Source organism: Pseudomonas fragi (assembly GCF_002269505.1).
Lineage (GTDB): Bacteria > Pseudomonadota > Gammaproteobacteria > Pseudomonadales > Pseudomonadaceae > Aquipseudomonas > Aquipseudomonas fragi_D.
In genome coordinates, this window is sequence record NZ_NQKQ01000008.1 from 32,567 (window position 1) to 58,700 (window position 26,134).

The window sequence follows — 26,134 nt, forward strand, 5'->3', positions numbered from 1 at the left end:
CCCTCTACTGCGATAACCAGCCATGAGCCAGAGCGCGACCATTTTGGTCATCGACGACGAACCGCAGATCCGCAAATTCCTGCGTATCAGCCTGGTGTCCCAGGGTTACACCGTGCTGGAGGCGCCGACCGGTGCCGACGGCCTGAGCCAGGCAGCGCTCGGGCGACCCGATGTGCTGGTGCTCGACCTGGGCTTGCCGGACATGGACGGCCAACAGGTACTGCGCGAGTTTCGCGAATGGTCCAACGCGCCGGTACTGGTGCTTTCAGTGCGCGCCAGTGAAGCGCAAAAAGTCCAGGCACTGGACGGTGGGGCCAACGATTACGTGACCAAACCCTTTGGTATTCAGGAGTTTTTGGCGCGAATCAGGGCCTTGCTGCGTCAGGCACCTGCGCAAGGAGGGCAAGAATCAGCGCTTGAGCTAGGCCCCTTGACCATCGACCTGGGGTTTCGCCGGGTGCTGCTCGAGGGTGTCGAAGTGGCGCTGACCCGTAAGGAATATGCCGTGCTGGCGCTCTTGGCGCGTCATCCGGGGCGGGTCATTACCCAGCAGCAATTGCTCAAGGATATCTGGGGCCCGAGCCATGTCGAAAACAGCCATTACCTGCGTATTGTTGTCGGCCACTTGCGCCAGAAGCTGTCGGATGACCCGACCCGGCCGCGGTTTATCGCGACCGAGGCCGGGGTCGGCTACCGGTTGTTGGACGCTTCATCCTTTTCGTAACGGTCCAGGGTGTCCTTGGCAATCATGCGGCCCAGGGCGATCAGTTCCTGGGCTTTGTAGAACTCGAAAAACCGGCAGACCCGCTTGGGCACGTTGATCAGAATATCTGGCGGGTAACCGGCAATCTTGTATTGCGCCAGCGAAGTCTGCATCACCTCGAAACTCTGGTTGATCAAGTCCAGCAGCGAGGCCGGGCCGACGTTGTCGATGATCACCGAGCCAGTGGCCGATTTGGGCGAGCCTTCCTGCGCCGCCGGGCGGGCAGTGTGCGCGGGATCAAGCCAGGGATTGGCGGGGGGCTCCGTCAGCGGTTCGGTCAGGGGCTTGAGCATTTCCTGTTCCAGATTGAGTAACTGCTCGGCGTGCCGGGTGCGAAACGGCATGCGCGAGCCCAGTGAACTCATCAGGTTGTCAAAGCGCCCCTTGAAGGCCGCCGGACGCTGGATCACCGGCAACTGGTAGTGACTTTGATGGGTCGAGTTGAGGTTGACGGCAATGATCAGGTCGCAATGGCTGGACACCACTGGCACGATGGGCAGCGGGTTGAGCAGGCTGCCGTCCACCAGCATGCGGTTACCCTGCATCACCGGGGTAAACAGGCTGGGAATCGCTGCCGAAGCGCGCATGGCTTGATGCAGACAGCCTTCCTGGAACCAGATTTCCTGCTGGTGGGTCAGGTCGGTGGCGACTGCCGTGTAGGGGATGCGCAGGTCTTCGATGTTGATTTCGCCGACGATATTGCGGATCTGGCCAAAGACTTTTTCGCCGCGAATTGCCCCCAACCGAAAGCTCACATCCACCAGGCGCAGCACATCGAGGTAGTCCAGGCTTTGAATCCAGTCACGGTACACGTCCAGCTTGCCGGCGGCGTAAATCCCGCCCACCACCGCGCCCATCGAGCAACCGGCGATACAGGCAATGTCATAGCCACGGCTTTCCAGCTCTTCAATCACGCCAATGTGGGCATAGCCCCGGGCGCCACCGGAGCCCAATACCAATGCAATACGTTTTTTCATGAGCCCCACCTTCGCCTGACAGTCACTCACAATGCCTTTTTGTGACCCTGAGTAACAGCTTTTGGCATGAATGCGCATCTACCAGCTAGGCTAGTGCTTGTTGGCACCCGCATGTTTTTGATTTTTGCGTTGTGGCACTTTTAGGCCGGTTGCCCGTCTGAGCATGCACTGAACTTTTTTTTCTGAGGGAAACACCATGAAAGCGTGGATTTGTGTGCCATTGATTGCGCTGACTTTGGCGGGTTGTGCAGGAACCAAGGCGTATCGGGATTCCTGTGCGACGAACCTGGATGCTGCCTGGCATGAGCTGGACCTGGCCAAGGCCGAAGGCTTTGCCGGGACTGTCAGCTACTCCAAGGCCTTGTCCTTGCTGACCGCGGCCAAAACCCAGCAGCAATTCGAAGCTTTTGAGGGTTGCACCAAAAAATCCGAGAAGGCGCGTTTCTATATTCGTGAATCCCGCGCCGGGCGTTGAATCGCAGCGGTAAGGGGGGAGGGTGAGGATGTCTGAGCTGGTTGACCGGATAGTGGCAAATATCGTGCGTCTGGAGGTCAGGTTGCTGGCCTGCCAGGCGCGTCTGGAAGCCGAAACCGACCCCGAGGCCCTGCACGATCTGCGTACTACGGTGCGTCGCTTGCGCAGCCTGTTGCGGCCATTGCGCGGCTTGCCGGGTGTGGTGCAACTGGAAATGTCTGCAGCCCAGGTAGGTGTGCTGACCACACCTCTGCGTGATCTTGAGGTGCTGGCTGCACATCTGCAGGCGCACGGCTTCACGGAACAGGCGCAACGTCGCACCCGGCAACTGGCTGGCAGTTATGCCCGGGTGGCCGACAGCGAGCAGTTGGCGCAACTGTTGATGATCCTCGAAGTGTTCCCGAGGTTTTTGCGTGCTGCCGAGCGTGAAGGCTTGCTGCGCGGTTTGCGCCAGCGGATCGAAAAGGTCCTGGAAAAACAGTGGCAAACCCTGGAGAAGGCCCTTAATGACCCGGGCCATGACCGCCATCGCGTCAGGCTGCTGATCAAGCGCGTACGCTACGCGGCCGAGGCCTACCCGCAGTTGAACCAGTTGCCGCCTTTGGTGCTGGCGCGCCTCAAGGGTGCGCAGCAGGCACTGGGCGAGTGGCACGATGCCTGGCAATGGCTGCAGCAGGCCGGGCAACAGGCTGACTTGCAACCCTGTGTGGCGCAATGGCAGGCCACCCTTGAACACGGCGAAAAACGTGCTGACAAGGCGCTGGTCAAACTGAGCGCGGCTTGCTTTCACTCCTGATATTTGGCCGATATAGCACTGTGCAGAGCCTGATGGATGGGTAGTATCCCGGCATATTTATCTGTTTTGAGGTGCTCATGCAGTTTCGCGAATTGGTGGCGGCAGTACGCAACACGCCTTTGGACGTGACCATCCCGGCCGATTGGGGGCAGGGTCGTGCCAGTTTCGGTGGCCTGGTGGTGGCTTTGCAGTACGAAGCCATGCGTGCCCGCATAGCCCCCGAGCGGGCGTTGCGTTCCCTGGCGGTGAGTTTTGTCGGCCCAGTGGCAGCGGATGTGCCAATCCGTTTTGAGGTCGAAGTGCTCCGCGAGGGCAAGGCGGTCAGCCAAGTAGTGGGGCGGGTGGTGCAGGACGGTCAGGTCATGACCCTGGTGCAGGCCAGCTTTGGCGCATCACGGCAGTCGGCGGCGAATGTGGAAGGCATGCCGGCCCCTGACATGAAGGCCGTCGAGGAGTGCCCGTTATTACCCTACATCAAGGGTGTTACTCCTGAGTTCATGCGGCACATGTCCATGGCCTGGGCCGTGGGTGCGCTGCCGTTTACCGGTCGAGGCACGCGGGAAATGGGCGGTTGGGTACGTTTTGCCGGCGATGTGCAGGACGAGCCCCTGACCGAGACCCATTTGCTGGCGCTGGTCGATACCTGGCCACCTGCGCTGCTGCCGCTGTTGAACAAACCGACAGCAGGCAGCACGCTGACCTGGACCATCGAGTTCGTGCAGCCACTGCCTCAGGTCAGCACGCTGCAGTGGTGCAAGTACCTGGCAGTCATCGAGCATGCGCGGGACGGCTACGGCCATGTGGCGGCCAACCTGTGGGGCCCTGGCGGCGAGTTGATTGCGCTCAGCCGCCAGACCGTAGCCGTGTTCGGTTAATCAGAAGGTCTGGCTGTTGTCGATCTTGCTGCTGTGTGTGTGGCCCTGGCGTTGCAGGATCAGGGCCGCAAACAGGGCAACCAGGCCGATCACCGCGCTGGTGGCGTTTTCACTGAAGACGCCCGACACCAGCAGCAGAAATGCCACCACCATCATTGGAACGGCAATCAGGTTGATTGCCTGATGCGCAGTGTTTTGCTGGCTGTGCGGGTTGGAGCGCCATTGCCAGGCAGGTAAGTTTGGATGACGTTTGCCCATGATTGCTCTCCTTGTTCAAGGGTTCAGCCTGGGCTGAACCGGATAAACAAATCATAGATTCAGGGCCGCTGTGCGGCGAATCAACAATGGCTATCGGCCTTATAGCTTTAGTTGACCGATAGCCCGGTTCAGCTCACCCGCGAGGGTCGCCAGTTCATTACTGGTCGTGGCCGACTCGACCGTTTGTTGCACGGTGTTCTCAGTGACATCGCGGATGCTCACAACCGCCCGGTTCATCTCTTCCGCGACCTGGCTTTGCTGCTCGGCGGCCACGGCGATCTGGGTGTTGCTTTCGCGCATTTGCGCCACGGCATGAGTGATCTCGGCCAGTGCCGCGCCCGCTTCCTGGGCCTGCTGCACGCAGTCGTCGGCCTTGAACGAACTTTCCTGCATAAAGTCCACGGCGTCACGGGTGCCCGCCTGCAAGGCCGAGACCATGGCGGTAATTTCATCGGTGGAGGTCTGGACGCGTTTGGCCAGGTGCCGCACTTCATCGGCAACCACGGCAAAGCCGCGGCCCATCTCACCTGCGCGGGCGGCTTCGATGGCCGCGTTCAAGGCCAGCAAGTTGGTCTGCTCGGCAATGCTGTGGATCACACTGACCACACCGTTGATCTTCTGGCTGTCCTGGGCCAGCTGTTGAATCATCTCGGCGGTGGTTTGCACCCCGGTGGACAGGCTGGCGATTGACTGTTGCACGCGACTGACCACCTGCTGGCCACTGCCGGCCAGGTTGTCTGCGGTTTGCGACAGGTCGCGGGTAGCGCCAGCGTGTTGCGCGATATGGTAAACCGTGGCTGACATTTCATTGATCGCGGTGGCAGCCTGGTCGGTTTCGCTTTGCTGACCGAGCATGCCGTGGCGTACCTCGTCCATGCTGCTGGCCAGGCGGGCGGCACCGGCGTCCAGTTGCGCGGCCGTTTGGGCCACGGTGTTGACTACCCGCTGGTAACCGGCCTGCATGGCATTGAAGGCGCTGGCCATCTGCCCGACTTCATCGGTACAGGCCAGCGGCACACGGGCAGCCAGGTCACCGGTTTTCTCCACATGCAGCATGACGTCCTTGAGGGTATTGAGCTGGCTGAGCAAAAAGCGGATCAGCAACTGCGAGGCACAAAGCATGGCCAGCATCAGGATCAGTACAGCGGCGGCATAGTTGGGCAGGCGCTCGACAAACACCTGGGCCAGGCTTGGCGTATGAGCCAGCACGGCGATTTTTTGCCCGTCATCGCGCATCAGTACATCGGCGCCCAGCAACAGGTCACGACCGAATAACGGCATGGGATTGATCGAAATCCAGCCGTTGGCGTTGCTCAGTTGCGGTAGGGGCTGATCGTTGACACTGGCGATCTGGTCGGGTGCAAGGGGCAGCAGTTGGCTGGCCTGGGGCAAGGGCTGCCCGGCAGGCCAGGCACTGAGCAATTGCGCCTGGGCCTGGGCGTTGGCCTGGGCGGCGTCGCTGCGTGATTGCTGTTCCAGCTGCACGGCGTAGAGCACCAGCAGCAGTGTGGTGACAAAAGCCACCGCGTTGACAGCCCAGAATTTGTATTTGAGCGAGATGTTGCTAAGCCAGGTGCCCATGGGAGGTCTTCTCTGAGTTGGCGCAAACAATATTGGCAAGGTGCCATCATTGTGCCGCTATTCAGTGACGATCTTGTTGATGTGGGTCAACCCCGCGGGTGAGCCAAACCTCGTAGTCGCTGACGAGGAACGAAGGCTGCGAGCTTTTTGGTGAAGTATCCCGGATACATTCCCAAACGCAGTCCTTGTAGTTTTGCAACGACTGCGGAGCAGGCTAAAGCTCGCAGCCTTCGTTCCTCGTCAGCGACTACACAGATCAGGCTACCACCGGCAACCCGTAAAACGCCCGCGCACACGCGGTGGTGTGTTCGGCCAGGTCCTGCTCGCTTTCGCCACGGTGCATGGCCACTTCACGCAGTACGTCGGTCAGGTAGGCCGGTTCGTTGCGACCGTTTTTTGGTTTTGGTCGCAGGGTTCGCGGCAACAGGTACGGCGCATCGCTTTCGAGCATAAGGCGCCCACGCGGGATATCGCGTACCAGCGGGTGCAGGTGGGTACCGCGGCGTTCGTCGCAAATCCAGCCGGTAATACCGATATGCAGGTCCAGGTCCAGGTAGCTGAACAGCGCCTTTTTCTCCCCGGTAAAGCAATGCACAACAGCCGCCGGCAAGCGGTCGCGGAAGTCGCGCAGGATTTCCAGCAAGCGCTGGTTGGCATCACGCTCATGCAGGAACACCGGCAATTGCAGGTCAACAGCCAGCGCCAGATGTTCTTCCAGCACTTTTTCCTGCTGGGCGCGGGGCGAAAAGTCGCGGTTGAAGTCCAATCCGCATTCACCCACTGCGCATACGCCTGGCTCCTTGAGCAGGGCCAGCAATTGGCGGGCGCTGTCGCCGTTCCAGTCACTGGCCGAGTGCGGGTGAATGCCGGCCGTAGAGAACAGTCGCTGGTCGCTATCGTCCAGCTCGCGGCACAGTTGCAAGGCTTGTTCGCTGCCTTCGACGCTGGTGCCGGTCAGTACCAATTGGCACACCCCTGCTGCGTAAGCGCGATCCAGCACGGCCTGGTGTTTGCCGTCGAAGCTTGGGTTGGTCAGGTTGACGCCGATATCAATGAGTTGCATGGTTTTACCTCAGGCCACAGGCCATGAAGCATATCAGAGCTGTAGATTTACAAGAAAAACCAAGAACTACAGACAGTTATGGTTGTCTTTGAATGCCGCAACAACGCAATGCCCGGTTTACCAAAGGACGCATTGACTGTTTTGCGCGCTGTTTCCAGCGCTTGAAAGCCTCAATTGGGGCAACCGGTTGTCGGGAAAACCGACAGGGTGCTGGGCTGTATTCTTTCCGGAGAACGGATGACAAGACCGACGCTATTGATTGCGCTGTGCCTGCTGCTGTTGCCGCTACCGGCACTGGCACGCCTGACCGGACCTTTACAGGTCGGGCAGCCGAGTCAGGTCCGCGATCTGGCGCAAATCCGCAGCAGCCAGGTGTTGCGGGTGCTGGTCAATCAAAGCCGCAACAGTTCGGGCGAGGTCCAGGGGCAGGCGGTTGGGGTTGAATATCATCGTCTGCGCGCGTTCGAACACTACCTCAACAGCCATGCCCGTGATGGCCAGGAAATAACCCTCAAGATCATTCCCAAAGCCAAGGACCAACTGCTTGGCGCCTTGTCCCGCGGTGAAGGCGATGTGGTTGCCCCGGGGGAACTGATCGATTTCAAACCCGGCCGCGCCATCAGTGCCAGTGACCCGATCGTCGACGATGTGCCCTTGCTGTTGGTGGGGGTCAAGGGTGAGCGACGCTTTACCCGTATGGAGCAGCTATCTGGCCGTACAGTGGCGCTGACCACCGGCAGTGCAGCGGGGGCATCGGTCAATCTGATCAATCAAAAACTGGCCCTGCGCAAATTGCCACCGGTGAAGATCGAATGGGTAGATCCGACCCTGGCAGTCGAAGACGTGCTGGAGATGGTGCAGGCGGGTATTTTTCATCTGACCATCGTTGAGCGCCCGATTGCCGAGCGTTGGGCCACGCTGATGCCAAAATTGCGTTTTGACCGCAAGGTGCTGGTCAGCGAGCCTGAAGCGATGCGCTGGTATGTGCGCCGCGATGCTTCGATGCTGCTTGCCAGTATCGACCGTTTTCTCGACGGCTATAAGGTGCCGGCCGATCAGGATGTAGCGTTTGAACGAGTGTATCGGCGTTTGTACCGGGTGCATTATCCCTTGGCTCGGGCTGACCGCCAGCAGCTTGAGAAATTGCGCCCGGTCTTGCAGAAACATGCACAGCAGCAAGGCATGGACTGGCTGAACCTGGCGGCGCTGGCGTTCAAGGAGTCAACCCTCAATCCCGATGCCAAGGGTGTTGGCGGCGCGACCGGGTTGCTGCAAATCACGCCCTCTGCCGCGCAGCGGGTGGGGGTCAACAATATTCAGAACGTCGATAACAATGTACAAGCCGGGGCCAAATACCTGGCGATGATCCGTCGCAAATTCTTTGCCAGCCCCAAACTCAATGAGCGCGAGCGTATGGCCTTCGTGCTGGCGGCGTACAACATGGGGCCGGAGCGGGTGCAAGGCATGCGCGCCGAAGCCCGTCGACGTGGCCTGAACCCCAACCAGTGGTTCTTTCAGGTGGAACGTATCGCCATGGAGCAGGTGGGAATGGGTGCGGTCAGCTATGTTAATAGCGTGAACAAATACTATTTGGCCTTTGATCGCGAGCGGGATTCGCTGGAGCCCGCCAAGGCTGAATGGGTATCACGTAAGTGATCGAAAAAACTGATTGTTATATTGGGTTTATTCGACTTTTAACATTATAAAAACTGATTAGTATGGCGAGCATTCCCCAACTGATTACCTAAAGGATTCCACCATGAGCAAATTGATCCATACCGTACTGGGCAGCCGCGCAGGTTATGGCTTGACGGTTTTGCGTGTCTTCGTCGGCATCATTTTCGCCGCTCACGGCTCGCAGAAACTGTTTGGCTGGTTTGGTGGCGGTGGTTTGGCGGGGACGGCGCAATGGATGGAAAGCATCGGCCTGGCACCGGGTACGCTGATGGCCGCTCTGGCCGGTGGTACCGAGTTTTTCGGTGGTCTGGCACTGATTGTCGGCCTGCTGGCCCGCCCGGCGGCATTGGGTCTGTCGTTTACCCTGCTGGTGGCGATTTTCTCGGTGCATATCAGCAACGGCCTGTTTATGGCCAACAACGGCTATGAGTTTGCCCTGGCCCTGCTGGGTGGTACCGTCGCGGTATTGATCGAAGGTGCGGGCAAATTGTCGATCGATCGTGCAATCGCTGACTGAAATCCGCTGTCAGTGAAAAGGCCCGCCCAGAGCGGGCCTTTTTCGTTTCAGATGAGTATTGACAGCTGCAAGCAGGTTTATCTAGGATGTTTTCTTGCGCCGATTTAAACAGCTACTTGCGGGGCGCCAGAGGGTCACAGACCGTCTAAGAGGCTTGTAACAGGCCTTGAAATACCGCTAAAGCGCTGGTTCGGTGTTGCCTCTCACCTGCCACGCAGAATCTTGAGGCGGAGAACCGATTCATGAGTCACCCACGTCCCCTTGTACGTCTTGCGCCGATCTCGGCCAGCCCAACCTTGCGCAACCCAAAAATCCTTCTGGGCGGTAAGCATCAGCCGACGCTGCTGCGTTATCTGGATGGCTGGCCACGCCGCAAAGGCCGGCCTACGGCGTTTCTGATCCAGTTTGTGGAAGAGGGTGATCAGCTGGCGCGATTTGCCGCTGACAGTTTTGACCTGGCGGTGATTCAGTCCCCCTGCGCTGAAAATGCCGAGCAGGTGATTCACAACCTGACCCGCGTCAGCCGGCAGGGGTTGATAACCCTGCGGTGAACCTAGACCTGTAGTCGCTGTCGAGGAACGAAGGCTGCGAGCTCTTGGCTGCGGGCGAATCGCAGCCTTCGTTCCTCGACAGCGACTACGTGCTCTGCTTCAGAAACGGTCCAGCCGGTAGGGGTGCAGCTCAGGCAGCGCATGGGCACTGGTTGCTCCCGCCAACTGCGCAATCAGTTCCGCAGTCACCGCCGCCTGGGTCAGTCCCAAATGCTGATGGCCGAAGGCTAGCAGCACCTTGCCATCGCCTACCCGATCGATGACCGGCAGCGAGTCAGGCAACGATGGCCGAAAACCCATCCACGGCGTAGCCCCCTCAGCGTTCAAATCCTCGCGCAGCAACCCCTTGCTCAGGCGATGCAACTGCCAGGCGCGCTCCATGCTCGGCGGCGCTTCCAGGCCGGCAAATTCAACCGTACCTGCCAGCCTCAAGCCATCGCTCATCGGGGTCATGATGAATTTGCGTTCCAGCGAGGTGACGGCAAACGGCAGCCGATCATGCTCGTGGGGCAACATCAGGTGGTAACCGCGTTCGGTATCCAGCGGCACGTTCTTGCCGGTCAGGGCTGCGGTCAGTTTGGCCGAGTGCGCGCCGCAGGCAATCACCACACGGCGGGCGTTTATGTTGCCCCGGCGGGTGTGCAGGCAAACCCCGGCTTCACTCAGTTGCCCGCCTGTTACCTGTCGTTTGAGAAACTGCACGCCGCACTGTTTGGCGGCTTCGACCAGTTCGCAGACCACGCGGTAGGGGTCGATAAAGTGCCCTGTGGCCGGGAAAAACAACCCGCCCTGAATCTGTTCGTTCAGTTGTGGCGCAGTCTCGCGCACAGCCTTCGCTTCCCAAAGCTCCACCGGTACCTGCTGTTGGCGCATGCGTGCCTGCAGTGCCAGCAGTGCTTGCCGGGACTCGGAGCGCTCGTAGACCAGCAACGAACCGTCTTCGCGCATCAGGCCCGGGCAATCAATGCCTTTGAGTAGCCGGTGCCAGGCACCCACGCTGCTTTCGTTAAGGGCACGAATGCCTGCCACGCTGCGCTGGAACGGCGCCGGGCGCAGGTTCAGCAGCAGGCGGGTGAACCACGGCAGGGCTCGGGGCAGGTACTTCCAGTCCAGGCGCAAAGGTCCCATGGGATCCATCAGCATGGCCGGCAGGCGCTTGAGAATGGACAGGTCAGCAATGGGGAATACCTGTTCGGTGGCCAGATGCCCGGCGTTGCCGAACGAGGCGCCGTGGCCGGGCTCCTGCATGTCGATGACCACCACCCGCTGGCCCTGACGCGCCAGTTGCAGGGCACAGGCGACGCCGATAACCCCGGCGCCGACCACGGCAATGTCTGCTGTATTCGAGTCGAAGTGATCAGGCATTTTCCAGTACTTCTCTGTGGCCATCGACCAGGCGGCGCAGGTGCAGAGGGTTGGCGTGCTTGAGTGCAGTCGGCAACAGGCTGTCAGGGAAGTCCTGATAGCAGACCGGACGCAGGAAGCGCAGGATTGCAGCCGTGCCGACCGACGTCGTGCGGGTGTCCGAAGTCGCCGGGAAAGGCCCGCCGTGTACCATCGCGTCGCACACCTCAACCCCTGTTGGCCAGCCATTGACCAGCAGGCGCCCGGCCTTGCGTTCCAGGGTAGGCAGTACGGCCCTGGCACTGTCGAGGTCGGCATCATCCAGTTGCAGGGTGATGGTCAATTGGCCTTCCAGGTGCTCAAGTACCTGGCGGATCTCCTGGTCGTCGGCGCATTGCACCACCAACGCCGTTGCACCGAATATTTCGGCCTGTAGTGCCGGGTCGTTGAGGAAGTCCCTGGCCCGGGTCACGAACAGGTGGGCCTGGCACTGGTTGGGTGTCTCGCCCTGCAAACCGGCTGCCGCCTGTTTTGCGCTGTCGAGTTCTTGCAGCGCTCCAACGCCGGCCTCATAGGCCTGAAAGATCCCCGGAGTGAGCATGGTCTGGGCCGGGCTCTGCTGGATCAGCCGCGCAGCCGTACTGATAAAGCTTTCCAGCGCCGGGCCCTGGTGGCCGATAACCAGCCCCGGGTTGGTGCAAAATTGCCCTGCACCCTGGGTCAGAGAAGCAACGAAGCCCTGCGCCAGTGATTCGCCGCGAGCCTGCAGCGCAGCGGGGAAGAGCAGTACCGGGTTGATCGAGCTCATCTCCGCATACACCGGGATGGGTTCGGGGCGTGCTGCCGCCACTTTGCACAAAGCCATGCCGCCACTGCGCGAGCCGGTGAAGCCGACCGCCTTGATGCGTGGATCGCTGACCAGAGCAACCCCGACTTCACGGCCGGAACCAAACAGCAGGGAGAACACCCCTTCAGGCAGGCCCGATTTTTTCACGGCACGGGCAACCGCATGGCCAACCAGTTCGCTGGTGCCAGGGTGGGCGCTGTGGGCCTTGACCACCACCGGGCAGCCGGCAGCCAGCGCCGAAGCGGTATCGCCGCCCGCCACGGAGAAGGCCAGCGGGAAGTTGCTGGCGCCGAATACCGCCACCGGCCCCAGCGGTACATGACGTTGGCGCAGGTCGGCGCGCGGCAGCGGCTGGCGCTCGGGCAGGGCGTAGTCGACCCGCACATCCAGCCATTCACCGGCGCGTACGGTGCGGGCAAAAGTCCGCAACTGCTGGCAGGTGCGTCCGCGCTCACCGAGGATGCGCGGGCGTGGCAGGCCGGACTCGCTGACGGCGCGGTCAATCAATGCATCGCCAATGGCTTCGATCTCATCGGCGATGGTTTCAAGGAATGTGGCGCGAGTGTGCAGTGACACCTCGCGAAAACTGTCAAAAGCCTCCCGGGCCAGGGCGCACGCCTGCTCGACATGTTCGCCGCCGCCGCCGAGGTAGGCCGGTTCGAGCACAGTGCCGGTGGCGGGATTGATCGCCCGGATCGCTTCGCGGTTACCGGGGATGGCTTGCTGACCGATCAGCATGTTGCCTGTCAGAGTCATGGCGTGTTCCTGAAAAGAGGGGCTGGGGCTGGAACAAGGCGGCGCACATGCTGTGCGCCGCTGTTCAGGGATGCGGCAATGCGGGTCAGGCGACGTTCTGTTCGGCGGACCAGTTTTTGTACCACTGGCGGAACAGGCTGTACTGGTTCTCGGCGTAGTGGCGCTGGGCATCGCTCAGCACATCAGTGTCGTTGAAGTGCAGGCTGTATTCGGTGTCGCCATTGAGCACCATCAGGTGCTTGTAGTAGAGCACCAGGTCAGTCCCTTCATCGAACGACGACAGTACCGCCAGCGCGGCTTCCAGCTCACGGGCCAGACGGCGGGCCTTGGGGTCGCCCTTGGCCGCTTGCTTGCTCAGGGCAACCAGTTGCAGCACTTCGCGCGGCAGGGCGTTGCCGATACCGGTAATGGCACCGGTGGCGTTGCAGTTGACGAAACCGTGCACAACCTGGGTATCGACACCGACCATCAGGGTCACATCATCGTCCTTGGAAGTGATGTGTTCGGCGGCGTAACGCATATCGACAGCACCGCCGAACTCTTTGAAACCGATCAGGTTCGGGTACTGGCTGCGCAGTTCGAAGAACAGGTCGGCGCGGGTGGCAAAGCCGTAGTACGGGCTGTTGTAGATCACGGCCGGCAGTTGTGGAGCGGCTTGCAGGATGGCAGCGAAGTGGGCTTTTTGCGCCGCAGGCGAGGCCGCACGGGACAGCAGGCGTGGAATCACCATCAGGCCCTGGGCGCCGACCTTGGCTGCGTGTGCTGCGTGGGATACGGCTTCGCGGCTGTTTACTGCACCTGTGCCGACGATTGTAGGAATACCGGCAGCCACCAGGCGTGCGACACCTTCCTGACGTTCGGCTTCGGTCAGCAATGGCCAGTCACCCATGGAGCCGCAGTACACCACGGCACTCATGCCGATTTCGATCAGTTCACGGCCCTTGGCCACCAGCGCGTCGAAGTCCGGTTTGCGCTCGGCGGTGCACGGGGTCATCAGGGCAGGCATGCAACCGGTGAAAATGTTATCGCTCATTGTTCTAACTCCTCGAGTCGTTTATTCGGATGTGTTTACGGCGAAGGGCTTAAATGCCCCACGCGAAAGGATCTTTTTCGTCGATCAGCAGCATGCTGTCGGCAGTCATAAAGGCCTGGCCGGTAATGAACGGGCGAATGCGCTCGCCTTCCCATTGAAAGCTGCCGACAAACTGGCTGGCGGTGATGCTGGCTTGTACCCAGGGCTGGCCGGCAGCGAGTTTGCCGTCGGCCGCCAGGCACGCCAGTTTGGCGCTGGTGCCAGTGCCGCAGGGTGAGCGGTCATAGGCCTTGCCCGGGCACATGACGAAGTTGCGGCTATCAGCCTGGTCGTCGTCGGCGAACAGTTCGATATGGTCGATCAGGGCACCGTCTTCACCGTGGATGCCCTGCGCCTCAAGGGCCTTGAGCATGGCCCAGGTGTATTCGGTCAGGGCTTCGACATTGTCCAGTTGCAGCGCCTTGCCATGGTCGCTGACCAGGAAGAACCAGTTGCCGCCCCAGGCAATATCCCCATGCACACGGCCATGCCCCGGCACCTCAACGGCGACCTGCTGGCGGTAGCGGTAAGAGGGCACGTTGCCCACGGTGACTTTTCCGTCAGGATGCAGGGTGGCAGTGACCGGGCCCACGGGGGTGTCGATCTTGTGCTCGCCGGTCTCGATCAGGCCCAGGTGATGCAGGGAGGCGATCAAGCCGATGGTGCCGTGCCCGCACATGCCCAGGTAACCGGCATTGTTGAAGAAGATCACGCCGCAGGTGGCATCTGCCGACACGGGCTCGCAGTACAGCGCGCCGACCAGTACATCGTTGCCACGGGGCTCCAGCAGGCAGGCCCGGCGCCATTGGTCATGCTGGTCGCGCAGGGCATCGCGTTGTTCGGCAATGCTGTGCCCGGCCAGTTGCGGAAAGCCTTTGAGCACCAGGCGTGTGGGTTCGCCGCCGGTATGTGAATCAATGATATGGACTTGCTTCATGAACTTATCCCTTGGTAGAGAGCAACGGCTGGGAGGACGGTGGCAAACGGTGGGTCAGGACGAAGTCGGTACAAATGTTCCGCTGGCATGGCGCGGTGACGTCTGGCTGGCCTGTTGCGGGGCGTCTTCGCTGTCCTCGTCGTCTTCCAGGCGGACCAGGTGCGCCGGCACGCCGGTGGCTGCTCCCCAGTAATAGATAGCCGTGGCGCAGGCGGCGACGACCAGGGTGTCGAAAGGGTGAGCCAGCACGCCCAGACCACCAAAGGTGCCGAGCTTGGACAACACGATGGTTACGGCGTAGAAGCCGATCAGCCACAAAGACGAACGTACTTGCTGACCCAGACTCAGGTGATTGGTCGGTACAAAGCGCGAGCACAGCAGGTACACCACGAACATCACGATTTGCAGGCCGAGCAGCCAGGACACGGTGTTCCAGCCCGACCAGTAAACAATCAGCGCCGCCACAATGAACGACAGCGGGCCCAGCACAGCCATCCACTTGACGCGGAACGGGCGTGGCATGTCGGGTGCGTTGCGGCGCAGGGCGGCCACGGACACCGGGGCCACGGCGTAGCTCAATACCAGCGCGGCGGAAACCACGTTGATCAGCGCTTCCCAGGACGGGAACGGCAGGGTCCAGAACACCGACAGGCCAAAGGTCAGCCACAGCGCCGGGCGCGGAATGCCGGATTTTGCATCGATGCGGGTGAACACTTTGAAGAAGGTGCCGGTTTGTGCCCAGCCATAGATCACCCGTGGCGTGGCGTTCATGTAGATGTTGCCGCAGCCGCTTGGCGAGATCACGGCATCGGCCACCACCAGATAAGCCAGCCAGCCCACACCCAGGGCCAGGGCGATATCGCGATAGGGCAGGGCCAGCTCCTTGGTCACGCCGGCCCAGCCGTTGGCCAGCATCTCGGTTGGCACACCGCCGAGGAAGGCGACTTGCAACAGCACATAAATAACGGTCGACAGCAGCACCGACAGGATCAGGGCAATCGGGATGGTGCGTTGCGGGTTCTTGACTTCACTGGCCACCGAAATGATCGGGGTCAGGCCCAGGTAGGCGAAAATGATGCCGCCTGCAGAGACGGCCATTTGCACGCCCGACAGGCCAAAGGGAGCGAAGCCCTGAGAGTAGAGGTTCTCCGGCTTGAAGAAAGTGAACAGCACGCCGATGACCAGCAGCGGCACGATGAACTTGAACACGCTGACCAGGTTGTTGGCCATGGCGAACGTCTTCACGCTGCGATAGTTGAGCATGAAGAACAGGCACAACAGGCCGAACTGCAGGAGCCAGCCCAGGATCGAAGGGTCACTGGAGCCGGCCTTGGTCAGCTCGGGGAACCATGCCGCGGCGTATTGGCGAGCGGCGACCACTTCAATCGCCACCAGGCTGGAGAACGCGATCAGGGTGATAAAGCCCATCAAATACCCGAGCAACGGGCCGTGGGAGTAAACCGGGTAACGAATGACGCCACCGGCGCGCGGCAGGGCAGCACCCAGCTCGCAGTAAACGATGCCCAGCAACAGCACGGAAAAACCGCCCAGCAGCCAGGAAAAAATCCCTGCCGGGCCTGCGATTGCCGACACATGACTGGCTGCAAACAACCAGCCGGAACCGAAGATGGCACCCAGACCGATAAAAGTCAGGTCCATCAGTGAGAGCTGTTTCTTGAATTTGCCTTTACCTGACATGGCGTCGCCTTTTTGTGAGTTATTGGTTAGGCAGGTGTGATGTCATTTGCCATTGCGCCGACAGGGTTGGCGGGTGTGCAATGGCGCTAGATTGAACGTCGGGGAAAGTTTGCGATTGATCATTTCCATTGATGCCGATGACGAAATCAGCACAATGGACCCAGGCGGCCGATGCCTGGTCTGTGGTGGGAGAGTGAGTGTGATGACGCAGAATGCTTTTGCAATGCTGGGCCAGGGCGGCGAGCTGAGCCGCCCCGAGAGCCTTGAGCAGTTGCTCTCGGGGGTAGCGCTGTTGCTGCCGATGCTTGATGCCATCCCCAATGCCGCGATCTTTATCAAGGACATTGCTGCGCGCTATGTGCTGGCCAACCGCACCTTGGTACAACGCTGCGGCCTCAAGCAGTTGCAACCCCTGCTGGGCAAAACCAGCGCCGAGGTATTCCCCGCGCAGTTGGGGCCGGGCTATACCGAGCAGGATCGGCAGGTGCTGGAACAGGGGCTGGTGCTTGAAGACCAGCTGGAGCTGCACCTGTACGGGACTCGGGAGCCTGGCTGGTGCCTGACCCACAAGCGCCCGCTGTACAATCGCCAGGGCGAGATCATCGGCCTGGCCGGGATCTCCGTGGACCTGCAATCAGCCAGCGATACCCACCCGGCGTACCAGCGGTTGGCGGCGGTGGACGAGCACATTCGTACGCATTTCAACCGCCGCGTAACCTTGGCTGAATTGACCCGTATCGCCGGGATTTCCGTGGCGCAACTGGAGCGCTACTGCAAGCGGGTGTTTCACCTCACACCACGGCAGATGATCCAGAAAGTACGACTGGAACACGCCCATCGCCTGTTGCTGAGTGATATCCCTATTACTGAAGTTGCCCTGCAATGTGGTTACACCGACCACAGTGCGTTCACCCGCCAGTTCAAGGCACTGACCGGTTTTACCCCGCGCCAGTATCGTCAGGCCACGGCACAGTGAGAGTGTCGCCGCGCTTGTGATTTTTTATCGGCGCTCATATGTATTTCGTCGCGCCGGGGTGTTAAGAGTCTGCCCTGGCCAATGCAACCTGCTGGAGAACGACCGCGAGTGAGTACCAACATCATCACCAGGCAAGGCCATGAAGCCCTGAAGCAGGAGCTTGACTACCTGTGGCGGGAAAAGCGCCCGGATACCACACGCAAGGTGACCTGGGCAGCATCACTGGGTGATCGCAGCGAAAACGCTGACTACCAGTACAACAAGAAGTTGCTGCGCGAGATCGACCGGCGGGTGCGCTACCTGCGCAAGCGCCTGGAAGATGTGCGGGTAGTTGATTATTCGCCCGAACAGGAAGGACGGGTGTTTTTTGGTGCCTGGGTCGAAATCGAAAACGAGGCCGGGGACGTCAAGAAATTCCGCATTGTGGGTTACGACGAAATCTACGGCCGCAACGATTACATCTCCATCGACTCACCGATGGCCCGTGCGCTGTTGAAAAAACAGGTGGGGGATGAGGCCGTGGTGCAGACCCCGAGCGGGGAAGTGCTGTGGTGGATCAACGAGATTTATTACGAAAAAAGCTAGCGTAAACCTGTACAAAACTTGTAGCCGCTGCAGGGTTTAACTGGTGTACCGCGTACATATCCGGCATCTGCGTTTAACTGGAATATTGGTTTCGCCCTTACGGCGAGGCACTTGTGCGCCGTGTACGGACCGGACACATGGTTGACGGGTGTGCGGGGACATGGTGGACACTTTTAGGGACTGTTATGGGTATTCCGGTTGCCAGGACACTCCCGTGCCGACAGCAAAAACCAACATAGAACCTTGCACCAAACCGAACGCAGCCTTCGTTCCTCGGCAGCGACTACAGAGATTGCGCAGCACACACTTACGCCAACAGGCCGGCCGGTCGGCCGCCTAGTGGCGCACTGCTTTTGATCTGCCAGCCCTCCCGGGAGGCCGAGAGGAGGTTCTGTGGAGTGGGTCGACCGACATGGATGCCGGGAGAGCCGCGATGGGCCATGGATGGCCCGTGGCGGCGTGCCCACGGAGCAGAGCCGGAGCGAGGGAACCTGAGCGCAGCGAAGGCCGTACGATGGGGCGAAAGCGTTTTGGTTACTTTGCCGCTTTTGCAAAGTGACTCGCTGTAAGAGCGAAACCAATATTCCAGTTAAACGCAGATGCCGGATATGTACGCGGCGTAACAGTTGAATCCCAAAACGACGATCGCAGCCTCGCTGCGCTCCTCAGCGGCTACAAAAGCTCGGGCGAGGGCATCTCAACCCTCGCGCAGCACCGTCAACGGGCTGGCATTCAGCGCCCGGCGTGTACCGAATACCCCCGCACCGCCAACCATCACCGCGCCCAGCACGGGCAACAACAGTAACCACGGATGCGGATGCCACGGCAAGTCAAAGGCAAAACGGTACAGCACCAGGCTGACCAGTTCGGCCCCCAGCGCCGCCAGCAGGCCGCTGGTGGCGCCCAGCAGGCCGAACTCGATGCGCCGTGCCTTCACCAGCAGTTGCCGCTCGGCCCCCAGCGCGCGTAGCAAGGCGCCCTGACGAATGCGTTCGTCCAGCGTGGATTGCAGGCCGGAAAACAGCACCGCCATGCCCGCCGCAAGGACGAACAACAGCACGTATTCCACGGCGATGGTCACCTGCGCCAGGATGCTGCGTAACTGCTCAAGCAGGGCATCGATGGGCAGGATGGTCACAGCCGGGAAGCGCCGCGACAGCTCGATGATTTCCTTGTCGTGACCCGGTGCCAGGTAAAAGCTGGTGAGCCAGGTGGCTGGCAGGTCCTGCAAGGTTCCAGGCTGGAAAATCATGAAGAAGTTGGGCTGGAAGTTATCCCAGTTGATGCTGCGCAAGCTGGTGACCCGAGCTTCGCGATTGACCCCGGCAATGGTGAAGGTCATCAGGTCACCCAGCTTCAGCTTGAGGCTTTCGGCGACCTTGGCTTCAACCGAAACCCCTGGCACGTCTGCGGCAGGTTGCTGGCTCCACCAACTGCCTGCGGTGATTTGATTTTCAGCGGGCAGGTCAGCGGCCCAGGTCAGGCTCAGGTCGCGCTGGATGGCCCGGTCGCCACTGGAGTCCTTGCTGACGATATCTTGCACCGGCTGGCCGTTGATGCTGATCAGGCGCCCCGGAATCACCGGGTACAGCGGCGCGGCCCGGGCCTGAAGGGTCATCAGGTGGGCACCAAAAGCTTCTTTGTCGGCCGGCAGGATATTAAGCGCAAAGTAGTTGGGTGCGTCCTTGGGCAGCTGGTTTTGCCAGGTGTCGAGCAACTCGCCGCGCAGCAGGGCGATCAGGGCCATCGACAGCAGGATCAGGCCAAAGGCCAGGGCCTGGCCCGCCGCGGCCAGGGGATGGCGCAGCAACTGGCCCAGCCCCAGGCGCCAGGGCAGTGAGGCGCGGGCCAGCAGGCGGCGCAGACTTTGCAGGCCCAGCAGCAGGATACCGCCAAGCACCACGGCGGCAATCACGCCACCGCCGAGCAGGGCGAAGGTCAGCACCAGGTCCAGGCTCATGCGCCACATGATCAGGCCCAGTGCCAGCAGGGCTGCGCCGTAGACGGTCCAGGTACTGGCCGGAATCGGCAGCATGTCGCGGCGTAACACCCGCAATGGCGGTACGCGGCCCAGTGCTGCGAGTGGCGGCAAGGCGAAACCTGCCAGCGCCACCAGCCCGGTGCCCATCCCGGCGATCGCCGGCATCAGCCCGCCGGGCGGTACGTCAGCGGGCAGCAGGTCATGCAGCAGGGCGAACAGGCCAAGCTGCGCGAGCCAGCCCAACAGGGCGCCGGCAAGGCTGGCCAGCAGCCCAAGTACTGCCAGTTGCAGGGTGAACAGTAACAGGGCTTCACGCCGTGACAGGCCCAGACAGCGGAGCAGGGCACTGGCATCGAAGCGGCGACTGGCAAAGCGGGTAGCAGACAGGGCCACGGCCACGCCCGCTAGCAGCACTGCCACCAGGCTGGCCATGTTCAGGTAGCGCTCGGCCTTGCCCAGCGCACCGCCGATTTGCTGATTGCCGTCACGGCCGTCGAGGAGGCGCTGGTTGGCGTCCAGGCCGGGCTTGACCACCTGGCGATAGGATTCAAGCGCCGGGGCGTTTCCACGCCACAGCTCGCGGTAGGTGACCCTGCTCCCCGGTTGTACGATGCCGGTGGCAGCCAGGTCGTCCAGATTGATCAGCACCCGCGGGGTCAGGCTGTAAAGGTTGCCGGCACGATCGGGTTCATAAGTCAGCACGCGGGTGATGCGCACGGTTTTTGAGCCGACATCGATTTCATCGCCGACCTTGAGGTCCAGCGCGGTCAGCAGGCGGGCTTCGGCCCAGGCCTCACCGGGTTTGGGGCCGCCCCCAGGTTGTTCCTCGGCATAGGGCTGCGGGGCGCTTTTCAGTTCGCCGCGCAACGGGTAGGCATCGTCTGCCGCCTTGATGCTGGAGAGCTGGATGCCATTGTCGGTGGCAATCACGCTGGCGAACTCGACCACGCGGGCGTGTTCGAGGCCCAGGTCATTGCCGACCTTGATTTGTTCTTCCCGCGCCGGGGCGCTGCCATCGAGCACCAGGTCGGCACCGAGGAACTCAGTGGCGCGCAACAACATCGCGCCATTAAGACGGGCACCGAAGTAACCGATGGCAGTGCTGGCGGCCACGGCGACCAGCAGGGCGAAGAACAGCACGCGCAGCTCGCCGGCGCGGGCATCGCGCAGCAATTGGCGTACGGCCAGACTTAGCATGCGCAACAGCGGCAGACGTGCCATCAGGGCTCCAGAGGGCCGACCAGATGGCCAGCTTCAAGACGGATCAGGCGCCGGCAACGATGGGCCAGGCGTTCGTCATGGGTCACCAGCACCAGGGTGGTGCCGTTTTCCTTGTTCAGTTCAAAAAGCAGATCGGTGATGCGCTCGCCGGTGTGGCTGTCCAGGTTGCCGGTGGGTTCATCGGCGAACAGCACGTCGGGATTGGCGGCAAAAGCCCGGGCAATGGCGACGCGCTGCTGCTCGCCGCCGGACAGCTGGCGCGGTGAGTGGCTCAGGCGCTGGCCCAGACCAACGCGTTCAAGCAGGTGGCGGGCATGCTCGCGGGCATCCTTGCGGCCATCCAGCTCCAACGGCAGCATGACGTTTTCCAGGGCATTAAGGCTGTCGAGCAACTGGAACGACTGAAACACGAAGCCTACATGCTCAGCCCGCACCCGGGCGCGCTGGTCTTCATCGAGGGTGCTCAGGGCCCGGCCAGCCAAAATCACTTCGCCCTGGCTGGGCAGGTCGAGGCCGGCCAGCAGGCCCAGCAATGTCGATTTGCCTGAACCGGAGGCACCGACAATCGCCAGGCTGTCGCCCTTGCTCAGTTCGAGGCTCAGGGGGTGCAGGATGGTTAACTCGCCTTCCGCGCTGGGAACCACTTTGCTAAGGTTCTGCGCGGTGAGAATACTTTCGCCCATGGAGAATCCAATGCGTGTGTGGTTATTAAGTGCTGCTCTGGCCCTGATGTGCATGGCACAGACGGCAACGGCGGGAACAATCTTGATCGTCGGCGATAGTATCAGCGCGGCTTTCGGCCTGGATACCCGTCTGGGATGGGTGTCTTTGCTCGAACAGCGGCTCAGGGAGCAAGGCTACGACGACAAGGTGGTCAATGCTTCGATCAGTGGCGACACCAGCGCCGGAGGGCTGGCGCGGTTGCCTGCGCTGCTTGCAGAGCATAAACCGGATGTAGTGATTGTCGAGTTGGGCGGCAACGATGGCCTGCGTGGACAGTTGCCAGCGCAATTGAAACAAAATCTTGCAGGGATGATTGATGCCTCGCAGCAGGCGGGTGCCAAGGTGCTACTGCTTGGGATGCAATTGCCGCCCAATTATGGTGCGCGTTACACCCAGGCATTTGCTGCGGTGTACAGCGAACTGGGCAAGGAAAAAGACGTTGCCCTGGTGCCGTTTTTGCTTGAAGGCGTGGGTGGCAAACCCGAGCTGATGCAGGCCGATCGCATCCACCCGGCGGTCGGGGCGCAGGGGCTTTTGCTGGATAATGTGTGGCCGGCGCTAAAACCCCTGCTTTGATGCTTTTCTACGGCCAGTGTTTCGGCTAAGGTGGCGCCCCCCCGATTTGGAGCCCCCGATGTCGCGTCCTGCCTGGTCTTTATATGCCTATCAACTGATCGAGCCCGATGAGCAGCTCGATCTGTTCGCCTGCCAGGAGGTACGGGTGCATCTGGTGACGCGTCAACTGGAGCTGGGCGGCACCATTGACCGCACGTTGTGTGGCTCTTTGCTGCCCGCGCAACCGCGTTGGTCGGATGTCACCCGCAAGGTGTTTCAGGACCACCGGTTATGCCCGCTTTGCCGGGCAATCATCGAGTCGCAGCGCCGGGGCACAGAGCCAATCTGGCCAGAGCTGCGCTTTGAACTATGATCTTGGTTGTTTGATGCCCTGACCGCCTCACGTTCCCCGTGGGCGCGGTGTACACTCCCTTTTTTGTCCCCCGTTGATTATGCGAAGGATGTTCCGGATGTTGTCGCGCCTACCTGCAGTTACCCGCTACCTGTCCGTTGCCGCACTTTGTGTAGCGGGTCCCGCTGTTGCGCTTGAATTTCCGCTGCCACCGCCTGGCGAAGATGTCGTCGGTGAAGTGCAGGTGATCAAGGGCAAGTACGAAGACTCCTTTGCTGACCTGGGCAACAAGTACGAGCTGGGCTATTCGGAAATGATCGCTGCCAACCCCGGGGTTGACGCCTGGTTGCCGGTCAAAAAGAACCCGGACGGCACCCTCGTCGATACCGATATCGTGTTGCCGACCCAGTTCATCCTGCCACCGGGCAAGCGCGAGGGGATAGTGATCAACCTCGCCGAATACCGCTTGTATTATTACCCCAAGGATCAGAACAAGGTTTACACCTTCCCGCTGGGGATTGGTCGCGAAGGTTGGGGCTCACCCTTGGGGCAGACGAAAATCACCGCCAAGACGCCGAACCCGACCTGGACACCGCCAGCTTCGATCAAGGCCGAGCACGCCAAAAATGGCGACCCGCTGCCTAATGTCGTGCCCGCAGGCCCCGATAACCCGTTGGGCCCGTTCAAGTTCACCCTGGGCATGCCGGGCTACCTGATTCACGGCTCCAACGCCAAGTTCGGCATTGGCACGGGCACCAGCCACGGCTGCTTCCGCATGCTTAACCAGAACGTGCTGCAAATGGCGCAGATGGTGCCGGTGGGTACGCCGGTGCGGATCATCAACGAGCCGTACAAAATTGGCGTCAGTGGCGGCAAGGTGTTCCTTGAAGTACACGAGCCGTTGAACGTGAAGGATGGCTCGTTGCTGGCAGTCAGCGACAAGTCGCACTTGACCCCTGAAGACTTGCAGAACAAGTACGCAGGTTTCATCAACTTCCTGCTCAAGCACAAAGACCTGGAAAACAGCATCCAGATAGACAAGGATCTGGCCTTCCCGGTAGTGGGCGCCGAAACCGGCATCCCTGCAGAAATCGGCATATCCAACTCTGGCGTAACGGCAGGCCAGTCGCTGGATTACGTGCAGTAAGGCGTACTAAAACGCGCAATAAAAAGCCGCCGCGGTTAATACCCGCAGCGGCTTTTTTATTGCTTGCTTAGTGGCCGGCAGGCAATAAAAAAGCCGACCTAAAAATAGGTCGGCTTGGTAACAATCCCGAAGGACTATTACTTGCGGCTTGCTTTTTCAAGCATGCGCAGAGCGCGCTCGTTAGCTTCGTCAGCAGTCTGTTGTGCTTTTTGAGCAGCAGCCAGAGCTTCATCAGCTTTACGGTAGGCTTCGTCAGCACGAGCCTGGGAGCGAGCTGCTGCATCTTCAGTTGCAGTCAGACGGGCTTCAGTTTCTTTAGATACGCTGCTGCAACCGGTAGCCAGAACTGCGGCCAATGCCAGAGCAGAGAATTTCAGAACGTTGTTCATCGTGTTCCCCTTCAAGGACTTTCTAATTAAAGCTGTTCCTTCAAAGTGAGGAAACAGCCGGCGTACATAGTACCCATTACTTGTAGTAAGTAAAATGACCTAGCGCAAGAACCAAAAAAAATAATTGGCTGGCAATCTCGGTAGGCTAGCTTTAACGGATTGTGTTTGTAAAACAGTCAGTTTGGAGTGCATGAAGTGGCATCCGCGTGATAGCGCAGCGTGACTTAAAATGCGGTTGTACGTCATAGCCTCAACTATCCGGAAAATGTTCAGGACTGCGTCAAGGATGTCGGGCAGGCGAAACGTTCGAGCAGGTCTGATCTGCTGACAACAGGCTGCCTCCTGGAAGTGAACATTTGCATTAGAGTGGCTACTCTGTAATCAGGCCTGCTGGCACATTCTGTGCTGGCAGCGCGTGCGTGAAGGCGTAGTAGTTCCCTCGGCGGAAAAACATCAGTAAGGTAGGGGTCACACTACAAGACCCGCGAGGAGTAATGATGAGCGAGGCGTTGTCTATCCACCATGACCAGGCAGGTCACCAGTTTGAGACCACTGTCGACGGTCATCGTGCCTACCTGACCTACATGGATCTGGGCAAGCAGACGCTGGATATCTATCGCACGTTTGTGCCCAATGCCTTGCGTGGACGAGGTATTGCAGCAGCCTTGACGGAGCAGGCGCTCGATTACGCCGACAAGATGGGCTACGAGGTAATTCCTTCGTGTTCCTACGTTGAGCGCTATATGGAGCGCCACAAGCGCCCTCAGGCCAATACCTGAAGAGCACGCACACAAAAACGCCGGGCATGCCCCGGCGTTTTTGTGTGTGGCAATCGGGCTTTGAATGATCTGTAGCCGCTTCGCTCGTCAGCGGCTACAAGTTTTGACTCAGCCGCGCTCACGCTTTGGCAGTACATCCTTGAGCTTGGCGCGCATGCTGCGCAACGTGCTCTCGGTAGCGGCCCAGTCGATGCAGGCATCGGTAATCGAAACACCGTACTGCAGGTCTTCGAGGTTTTTCGGAATTGCCTGGCAGCCCCAGTTCAAGTGGCTTTCGACCATCAGGCCGATAATTGACTGGTTGCCTTCGACGATCTGGTTGGCCACGTTCTCCATGACCAGCGGTTGCAAGGCCGGGTCTTTGTTGGAGTTGGCGTGGCTGCAGTCGACCATGATGTTCGGACGGATTTTAGCCTTGTTCAGTGCCTGTTCACACAGGGCGACGCTGACCGAATCATAGTTGGGCTTGCCATTGCCGCCGCGCAATACCACGTGACCATAGGCGTTGCCCTTGGTGGTGACAATCGACACGCCGCCTTCCTGGTTGATCCCCAGGAAACGATGCGGGCTGGAAACCGATTGCAAGGCATTGATCGCAACCGTCAGGCCGCCATCGGTGCCGTTCTTGAAGCCTACCGACGAAGACAGGCCGGAGGCCATTTCGCGGTGGGTCTGCGATTCGGTGGTGCGCGCACCAATGGCCGACCAGCTGATCAGGTCCTGCAGGTACTGCGGGGAAATCGGATCAAGGGCTTCGGTGGCCGTTGGCAGGCCCATTTCAGCCAGGTCCAGCAGCAGTTTGCGGCCGATATGCAGGCCGTCTTCGATCTTGAACGAGTCGTCCAGGTACGGATCGTTGATCAGACCTTTCCAGCCCACGGTTGTGCGAGGTTTCTCGAAATAGACGCGCATCACCAGATACAGCGTGTCGCTGACTTCTTCGGCCAGCACTTTCAGACGCTCGGCATACTCGTGGGCAGCCTTGATATCGTGGATCGAGCAAGGCCCGATGACAACGAACAGTCGATGGTCCGTGCCATCCAGGATGTTGCGAATCACCTCGCGCCCTTTGGTCACGGTCTGCAGAGCCGTTTCACGCAAAGGCATTTCGCGTTTGAGCTGTTCAGGGGTGATCAGGGTTTCGTTGGAGGCAACGTTTAGGTCGTCGATCGGTAAATCAGCCATCGTGTTACTCGTCAGGTCACGGGTGCCGGCCGCCAGCGATCCCCGTGCGGCGGA

The 26,134-nt window shown here is 60.4% G+C and carries 26 protein-coding genes; 13 read left to right on the plus strand and 13 right to left on the minus strand.

Annotated elements, in window-relative coordinates; genetic code table 11:
• Window positions 1-22: 22 nt before the first annotated feature.
• Window positions 23-724: a response regulator gene (locus CJU81_RS09215; protein ID WP_095036341.1), complete on the plus strand. Its 702-nt coding sequence runs from the start codon at window positions 23-25 to the stop codon at window positions 722-724.
• On the opposite strand, the gene CJU81_RS09220 is transcribed toward CJU81_RS09215, so the two are convergent.
• Entirely contained in the window at window positions 691-1,740 is a 1,050-nt protein-coding gene (locus CJU81_RS09220) for a patatin-like phospholipase family protein (RefSeq protein WP_095036342.1), read from the minus strand. The two genes, CJU81_RS09215 and CJU81_RS09220, sit on opposite strands and share 34 nt — an antisense overlap.
• A 196-nt stretch (window positions 1,741-1,936) precedes the next feature.
• Between CJU81_RS09220 and CJU81_RS09225 the strand changes: the two genes are divergently transcribed.
• The 3 genes from CJU81_RS09225 to CJU81_RS09235 all read left to right on the plus strand — a co-directional run bounded on the left by CJU81_RS09225 (window position 1,937) and on the right by CJU81_RS09235 (window position 3,886).
• Window positions 1,937-2,215: a hypothetical protein gene (locus CJU81_RS09225; RefSeq protein WP_095028452.1), complete on the plus strand. Its 279-nt coding sequence runs from the start codon at window positions 1,937-1,939 to the stop codon at window positions 2,213-2,215.
• A gap of 28 nt (window positions 2,216-2,243) precedes the next feature.
• On the plus strand, window positions 2,244-3,011 hold the full coding sequence (locus CJU81_RS09230) for a CHAD domain-containing protein (protein ID WP_095036343.1): 768 nt from the start codon (window positions 2,244-2,246) through the stop codon (window positions 3,009-3,011).
• A 77-nt stretch (window positions 3,012-3,088) separates the two neighbouring features.
• Window positions 3,089-3,886, plus strand: a complete 798-nt coding sequence (locus CJU81_RS09235; RefSeq protein ID WP_095036344.1) for an acyl-CoA thioesterase — start codon at window positions 3,089-3,091, stop codon at window positions 3,884-3,886.
• Here the strand turns inward: CJU81_RS09235 and CJU81_RS09240 are convergent, their stop codons facing one another.
• From CJU81_RS09240 to CJU81_RS09250, 3 genes are all read right to left on the minus strand, one after another.
• Window positions 3,887-4,144 carry a terminase gene (locus CJU81_RS09240; RefSeq protein ID WP_095036345.1) on the minus strand — a complete coding sequence of 86 codons (258 nt, stop codon included), beginning with the start codon at window positions 4,142-4,144 and terminating at the stop codon, window positions 3,887-3,889. It abuts the gene before it with no gap.
• 99 nt (window positions 4,145-4,243) lie between these two features.
• On the minus strand, window positions 4,244-5,725 hold the full coding sequence (locus tag CJU81_RS09245; protein ID WP_095036346.1) for a methyl-accepting chemotaxis protein: 1,482 nt from the start codon (window positions 5,723-5,725) through the stop codon (window positions 4,244-4,246).
• Between the two features lie 256 nt (window positions 5,726-5,981).
• Window positions 5,982-6,788 carry a TatD family hydrolase gene (locus tag CJU81_RS09250; RefSeq protein ID WP_095036347.1) on the minus strand — a complete coding sequence of 269 codons (807 nt, stop codon included), beginning with the start codon at window positions 6,786-6,788 and terminating at the stop codon, window positions 5,982-5,984.
• A 237-nt stretch (window positions 6,789-7,025) separates the two neighbouring features.
• Here CJU81_RS09250 and CJU81_RS09255 point away from each other — a divergent pair, with 237 nt between their 5' ends.
• The 3 genes from CJU81_RS09255 (at window position 7,026) to CJU81_RS09265 (ending at window position 9,533) form a co-directional block, all read left to right on the plus strand.
• A complete protein-coding gene (locus CJU81_RS09255) occupies window positions 7,026-8,444 on the plus strand; it encodes a transglycosylase SLT domain-containing protein (RefSeq protein WP_095028446.1) in 1,419 nt (472 codons plus the stop codon).
• Between the two features lie 103 nt (window positions 8,445-8,547).
• Window positions 8,548-8,982 carry a DoxX family protein gene (locus tag CJU81_RS09260; protein ID WP_095036348.1) on the plus strand — a complete coding sequence of 145 codons (435 nt, stop codon included), beginning with the start codon at window positions 8,548-8,550 and terminating at the stop codon, window positions 8,980-8,982.
• 242 nt (window positions 8,983-9,224) lie between these two features.
• Complete coding sequence (locus CJU81_RS09265) at window positions 9,225-9,533, plus strand: hypothetical protein (RefSeq protein WP_095036349.1); 309 nt, start codon at window positions 9,225-9,227, stop codon at window positions 9,531-9,533.
• A 99-nt stretch (window positions 9,534-9,632) separates the two neighbouring features.
• Here the strand turns inward: CJU81_RS09265 and CJU81_RS09270 are convergent, their stop codons facing one another.
• The 5 genes from CJU81_RS09270 to CJU81_RS09290 form a co-directional block, all read right to left on the minus strand.
• A complete protein-coding gene (locus CJU81_RS09270) occupies window positions 9,633-10,898 on the minus strand; it encodes an NAD(P)/FAD-dependent oxidoreductase (RefSeq protein ID WP_095036350.1) in 1,266 nt (421 codons plus the stop codon).
• Entirely contained in the window at window positions 10,891-12,480 is a 1,590-nt protein-coding gene (locus tag CJU81_RS09275) for an aldehyde dehydrogenase (NADP(+)) (protein WP_095036351.1), read from the minus strand. The genes CJU81_RS09270 and CJU81_RS09275 overlap by 8 nt, the downstream gene beginning before the upstream one ends.
• Window positions 12,481-12,565: 85 nt before the next feature.
• Window positions 12,566-13,513 (minus strand): dihydrodipicolinate synthase family protein, encoded by a 948-nt coding sequence (locus CJU81_RS09280; protein WP_095028441.1) that lies wholly within the window; start codon window positions 13,511-13,513, stop codon window positions 12,566-12,568.
• A 49-nt stretch (window positions 13,514-13,562) separates the two neighbouring features.
• Window positions 13,563-14,489 carry a 4-hydroxyproline epimerase gene (locus CJU81_RS09285; RefSeq protein ID WP_095036352.1) on the minus strand — a complete coding sequence of 309 codons (927 nt, stop codon included), beginning with the start codon at window positions 14,487-14,489 and terminating at the stop codon, window positions 13,563-13,565.
• Window positions 14,490-14,543: 54 nt separating this feature from the next.
• On the minus strand, window positions 14,544-16,187 hold the full coding sequence (locus CJU81_RS09290) for an APC family permease (RefSeq protein WP_095036353.1): 1,644 nt from the start codon (window positions 16,185-16,187) through the stop codon (window positions 14,544-14,546).
• Window positions 16,188-16,389: 202 nt separating this feature from the next.
• Here CJU81_RS09290 and CJU81_RS09295 point away from each other — a divergent pair, with 202 nt between their 5' ends.
• Window positions 16,390-17,163 (plus strand): AraC family transcriptional regulator, encoded by a 774-nt coding sequence (locus CJU81_RS09295; protein ID WP_095036354.1) that lies wholly within the window; start codon window positions 16,390-16,392, stop codon window positions 17,161-17,163.
• A gap of 108 nt (window positions 17,164-17,271) precedes the next feature.
• Entirely contained in the window at window positions 17,272-17,748 is a 477-nt protein-coding gene (gene greB, locus CJU81_RS09300) for a transcription elongation factor GreB (RefSeq protein ID WP_095004182.1), read from the plus strand.
• 697 nt (window positions 17,749-18,445) lie between these two features.
• On the opposite strand, the gene CJU81_RS09310 is transcribed toward greB, so the two are convergent.
• Both CJU81_RS09310 and CJU81_RS09315 read right to left on the minus strand, forming a co-directional pair.
• Entirely contained in the window at window positions 18,446-20,950 is a 2,505-nt protein-coding gene (locus CJU81_RS09310; protein ID WP_095036355.1) for an ABC transporter permease, read from the minus strand.
• Window positions 20,950-21,633 carry an ABC transporter ATP-binding protein gene (locus CJU81_RS09315; RefSeq protein ID WP_095028436.1) on the minus strand — a complete coding sequence of 228 codons (684 nt, stop codon included), beginning with the start codon at window positions 21,631-21,633 and terminating at the stop codon, window positions 20,950-20,952. Before CJU81_RS09315 ends, CJU81_RS09310 begins: the two co-directional genes overlap by 1 nt.
• 10 nt (window positions 21,634-21,643) lie before the next feature.
• Between CJU81_RS09315 and CJU81_RS09320 the strand changes: the two genes are divergently transcribed.
• The 3 genes from CJU81_RS09320 (at window position 21,644) to CJU81_RS09330 (ending at window position 23,727) form a co-directional block, all read left to right on the plus strand.
• Window positions 21,644-22,249, plus strand: a complete 606-nt coding sequence (locus CJU81_RS09320) for an arylesterase (RefSeq protein WP_095036356.1) — start codon at window positions 21,644-21,646, stop codon at window positions 22,247-22,249.
• Window positions 22,250-22,307: 58 nt separating this feature from the next.
• Window positions 22,308-22,601: a hypothetical protein gene (locus CJU81_RS09325; RefSeq protein ID WP_003446817.1), complete on the plus strand. Its 294-nt coding sequence runs from the start codon at window positions 22,308-22,310 to the stop codon at window positions 22,599-22,601.
• A 97-nt stretch (window positions 22,602-22,698) separates the two neighbouring features.
• A complete protein-coding gene (locus CJU81_RS09330; protein ID WP_095036357.1) occupies window positions 22,699-23,727 on the plus strand; it encodes a L,D-transpeptidase family protein in 1,029 nt (342 codons plus the stop codon).
• Between the two features lie 137 nt (window positions 23,728-23,864).
• Here the strand turns inward: CJU81_RS09330 and oprI are convergent, their stop codons facing one another.
• Window positions 23,865-24,116, minus strand: a complete 252-nt coding sequence (gene oprI / locus CJU81_RS09335; RefSeq protein WP_003172710.1) for an outer membrane lipoprotei OprI — start codon at window positions 24,114-24,116, stop codon at window positions 23,865-23,867.
• A gap of 497 nt (window positions 24,117-24,613) precedes the next feature.
• On the opposite strand from oprI, the gene CJU81_RS09340 reads away from it, so the two are divergent.
• A complete protein-coding gene (locus CJU81_RS09340) occupies window positions 24,614-24,895 on the plus strand; it encodes a GNAT family N-acetyltransferase (RefSeq protein ID WP_019827604.1) in 282 nt (93 codons plus the stop codon).
• 108 nt (window positions 24,896-25,003) lie between these two features.
• Here CJU81_RS09340 and CJU81_RS09345 read toward each other — a convergent pair whose 3' ends face one another.
• Window positions 25,004-26,080, minus strand: coding sequence for a 3-deoxy-7-phosphoheptulonate synthase (locus CJU81_RS09345; protein ID WP_095036431.1), 1,077 nt, complete (start codon window positions 26,078-26,080; stop codon window positions 25,004-25,006).
• Window positions 26,081-26,134: the final 54 nt, after the last annotated feature.

Coding starts and splice junctions, on each gene's coding strand:
- oprI (WP_003172710.1), bottom strand. CDS start 24,116: ATGAACAACGTTCTGAAATTCTCTGCTCTGGCATTGGCCGCAGTTCTG.
- CJU81_RS09265 (WP_095036349.1), top strand. CDS start 9,225: ATGAGTCACCCACGTCCCCTTGTACGTCTTGCGCCGATCTCGGCCAGC.
- CJU81_RS09230 (WP_095036343.1), top strand. CDS start 2,244: ATGTCTGAGCTGGTTGACCGGATAGTGGCAAATATCGTGCGTCTGGAG.
- CJU81_RS09240 (WP_095036345.1), bottom strand. CDS start 4,144: ATGGGCAAACGTCATCCAAACTTACCTGCCTGGCAATGGCGCTCCAAC.
- CJU81_RS09255 (WP_095028446.1), top strand. CDS start 7,026: ATGACAAGACCGACGCTATTGATTGCGCTGTGCCTGCTGCTGTTGCCG.
- CJU81_RS09270 (WP_095036350.1), bottom strand. CDS start 10,898: ATGCCTGATCACTTCGACTCGAATACAGCAGACATTGCCGTGGTCGGC.
- CJU81_RS09250 (WP_095036347.1), bottom strand. CDS start 6,788: ATGCAACTCATTGATATCGGCGTCAACCTGACCAACCCAAGCTTCGAC.
- CJU81_RS09285 (WP_095036352.1), bottom strand. CDS start 14,489: ATGAAGCAAGTCCATATCATTGATTCACATACCGGCGGCGAACCCACA.
- CJU81_RS09225 (WP_095028452.1), top strand. CDS start 1,937: ATGAAAGCGTGGATTTGTGTGCCATTGATTGCGCTGACTTTGGCGGGT.
- CJU81_RS09260 (WP_095036348.1), top strand. CDS start 8,548: ATGAGCAAATTGATCCATACCGTACTGGGCAGCCGCGCAGGTTATGGC.
- CJU81_RS09245 (WP_095036346.1), bottom strand. CDS start 5,725: ATGGGCACCTGGCTTAGCAACATCTCGCTCAAATACAAATTCTGGGCT.
- CJU81_RS09275 (WP_095036351.1), bottom strand. CDS start 12,480: ATGACTCTGACAGGCAACATGCTGATCGGTCAGCAAGCCATCCCCGGT.
- CJU81_RS09345 (WP_095036431.1), bottom strand. CDS start 26,080: ATGGCTGATTTACCGATCGACGACCTAAACGTTGCCTCCAACGAAACC.
- CJU81_RS09235 (WP_095036344.1), top strand. CDS start 3,089: ATGCAGTTTCGCGAATTGGTGGCGGCAGTACGCAACACGCCTTTGGAC.
- CJU81_RS09280 (WP_095028441.1), bottom strand. CDS start 13,513: ATGAGCGATAACATTTTCACCGGTTGCATGCCTGCCCTGATGACCCCG.
- CJU81_RS09220 (WP_095036342.1), bottom strand. CDS start 1,740: ATGAAAAAACGTATTGCATTGGTATTGGGCTCCGGTGGCGCCCGGGGC.
- CJU81_RS09320 (WP_095036356.1), top strand. CDS start 21,644: ATGCGTGTGTGGTTATTAAGTGCTGCTCTGGCCCTGATGTGCATGGCA.
- CJU81_RS09215 (WP_095036341.1), top strand. CDS start 23: ATGAGCCAGAGCGCGACCATTTTGGTCATCGACGACGAACCGCAGATC.
- CJU81_RS09290 (WP_095036353.1), bottom strand. CDS start 16,187: ATGTCAGGTAAAGGCAAATTCAAGAAACAGCTCTCACTGATGGACCTG.
- CJU81_RS09295 (WP_095036354.1), top strand. CDS start 16,390: ATGACGCAGAATGCTTTTGCAATGCTGGGCCAGGGCGGCGAGCTGAGC.
- CJU81_RS09310 (WP_095036355.1), bottom strand. CDS start 20,950: ATGGCACGTCTGCCGCTGTTGCGCATGCTAAGTCTGGCCGTACGCCAA.
- CJU81_RS09315 (WP_095028436.1), bottom strand. CDS start 21,633: ATGGGCGAAAGTATTCTCACCGCGCAGAACCTTAGCAAAGTGGTTCCC.
- CJU81_RS09330 (WP_095036357.1), top strand. CDS start 22,699: ATGTTGTCGCGCCTACCTGCAGTTACCCGCTACCTGTCCGTTGCCGCA.
- CJU81_RS09340 (WP_019827604.1), top strand. CDS start 24,614: ATGAGCGAGGCGTTGTCTATCCACCATGACCAGGCAGGTCACCAGTTT.
- CJU81_RS09325 (WP_003446817.1), top strand. CDS start 22,308: ATGTCGCGTCCTGCCTGGTCTTTATATGCCTATCAACTGATCGAGCCC.